The organism is Aeromonas sp. HMWF017, assembly GCF_003061465.1.
Classification (GTDB): domain Bacteria; phylum Pseudomonadota; class Gammaproteobacteria; order Enterobacterales; family Aeromonadaceae; genus Aeromonas; species Aeromonas veronii.
On the sequence record NZ_QAJD01000030.1, the window covers coordinates 12,777 to 15,096 of the forward strand.

Consider the following 2,320-nt stretch of genomic DNA (forward strand, 5'->3'; position numbering starts at 1 on the left):
CGGCTGCTTCTATCTGGGGGCGCTGGTGATCGCACTGCCCGCCTGGTGGCTGCTGGGCAAACCGCAATATCCGACGTCAGGGTTGCAGTGGGGCATTCTGCTCTGGCTGGGGGTGGGTGCCTCCGGCCTCGGCTACTTCCTCTGGAACAAGGGGGCGACGCTGGTCACCAGCGGGGTGCTGGCCATCATGAACAATGCGCTCATTCCGGCCGGCTTGCTGGTCAATCTGCTGCTCTGGGGCAAGGATACCGACCTGACCCGACTGACCATCGGCGGCCTGCTGATGCTGGCCTCGCTCTGGGTCTGCCAGCGTGACAAGCGCGGCCTACCCTGACCGCACTCAGCCGACGACGGTGTTGTGCTCCCGTCTGGCCTGACTGTGACAGCTGGCCAGCCGGGCCAGCAGATGATCGAGCTGCTCGCCAGCCTGACTCTGCACCAGCCCGATGCTGACGGTGACCGGCCGCTGTGACAGCAGGCTGGCATCGGCAATCTCGAGGCGCAGCCGCTCGGCGATCTCCAGCGCACTCATCCGCTCGGTCTGGGAGAGCATCAGGATAAAACCGTCCTCATCCCAGCGGGCGAAGGGATCTTCCCGCCGCAGTTCGTGACGTACGATACGCGCCAGCTTGGCCAGCATGGCGTCGCAAGCCGCTTCACCAAACAACTGCTGGATTTTGGCCATGTGATCGACCGAAAACTGCAGCAGACTGAAAGTGCCGCTCTCGGTCGCCAGCCGCTCCTCCAGCAGTTGCTCGAAGCGGCCACGGCTCTCCAGACCGGTCAGCGGATCGGTGCCATGTCGCTCCTCCACCAGCACGGCAGCGGGATCGAGGTGACGGACAACCCCCAGCAGATAGCCCCGCTCATCGCGACGCATCCGCTCTTCCAGCCGGATGTAGTGACCGTGATGATGCAGAATGCGGTATTCGAGGCGCAGACCGCTGCTGCGGCCGCTCTGGCAGGCGAGCAGGGCATCTTCCAGCCGGGCAACATCGTCGGGATGCACCCGATCCAGCCAGCCAAGATCATCCGGCCAGCACTCTCCCAATCCCAACAGGCGCAGGCAGGAGGGATCACGCTGCAGTCCATGTTGGGCTGACCAGCTCCAGATCCCCGCCTCCAGCAGCGCCATGGCATCAGACAGCAGACCCGGATCAAGCCGGGCAGTCACATCGACCAAAGGTGTCTTGAGCATTTCCATGGGGCGCCTCGAAACAGGATCTGAATACCTGCTCAATAAGTAACATTGGCGTTCACGCCGAGCAACAGGGTCAGATCGCTTTTCCCTGATACCCGTTCATCAAGGTCTGCCAGTTCTCCGGTACGAAGTGGAAACTGGTATGCAGTTGAGACTCTTTATTGAATGAACGGAGCAAGCGTTCCAGATTGGCCTTCTGCCATTCGCCGGGGGAGCGGATCGCACCCTTGTCAAAATCGATCACCCACACCTTGCCCTCTTTATCGAGCAGCAGGTTGTGGCTGTTGAGATCGGCGTGATAGACCCCGGCATCGTGCAGCTGACGCACTGTCTGACCTATCTTGTGCCACACCTCGGTCGCCACCGGCCCCTGCTTGAGCAGCGCCACCATATCCTTGGCACCGCGAATTCGCTCGATCAGGATATCGGCACGATAGAAGGGGCCCTGTTTGACCATACGGGCGCCAAACGGACGCGGCACCGGCAGCCCCAGCTCGCACAACCTGGCCAGCAGGGTGTATTCGGCCATGGCACGGCTCGACTCGACCCCTTCGAACCAGAAGCGATCCCGCACCACCTTGCCCACCATGCCGCCGCGATAGTAGTGGCGCAGCACCAGATGGCGGGACTCATCCTTGACGAACCAGGTCACTCCCCGCCCGATGGAGGTCCCCACCACCTGACGGTTGTTCTGCCACCAGGCAGGATCGAATAACTGGGGAGAGGGGTCGCGAAAGGCCCCTTCGGCATACCAGCAGATCTGGTTGTGTTCGGTCTGTACTCGCATCGTGGAGATCCCGCTCGGTGGGTCGTTGATCGCCCCTGTTTATGGGCGATGAGGCTGCGACTGTGGCATGCCCGCAACATGTGCCAGCCATGGCGGCTATTCGGGTGGCAAAGCCCGGCTGACGATTGTGCGCAATTTTACAATCCACAGGGGAGTTTGCATAATGCCATCCACCCTTTTTGCCAGCTGTGCGCCACAACATGCCGCTATTTCAAACGCCCCCCTCCTCCATCTGCATCCTGCGGCTCTCCGCCATCGGGGATTGCTGCCACGCACTGGCGCTGGTGCGCGTCATCCAACGGGAGTGGCCACAGACCCGTATCACCTGGATC

The 2,320-nt window shown here is 61.9% G+C and carries 3 protein-coding genes and 1 pseudogene; 2 read left to right on the top strand and 2 right to left on the bottom strand.

The window, feature by feature from the left end; genetic code table 11:
- A pseudogene (locus DBR30_RS21500) lies at window positions 1–334 on the top strand (EamA family transporter); the annotation flags it as partial.
- 6 nt (window positions 335–340) lie between these two features.
- Here the strand turns inward: DBR30_RS21500 and DBR30_RS02235 are convergent.
- Entirely contained in the window at window positions 341–1,204 is an 864-nt protein-coding gene (locus tag DBR30_RS02235; protein WP_040069586.1) for a GGDEF domain-containing protein, read from the bottom strand.
- Window positions 1,205–1,274: 70 nt separating this feature from the next.
- Window positions 1,275–1,988, bottom strand: a complete 714-nt coding sequence (locus tag DBR30_RS02240; protein WP_108542492.1) for a 3-deoxy-D-manno-octulosonic acid kinase — start codon at window positions 1,986–1,988, stop codon at window positions 1,275–1,277.
- Window positions 1,989–2,188: 200 nt separating this feature from the next.
- Between DBR30_RS02240 and DBR30_RS21505 the strand changes: the two genes are divergently transcribed.
- The coding region (locus DBR30_RS21505) for a glycosyltransferase family 9 protein (RefSeq protein ID WP_375135837.1) at window positions 2,189–2,320 on the top strand (132 nt) is incomplete at its 3' end.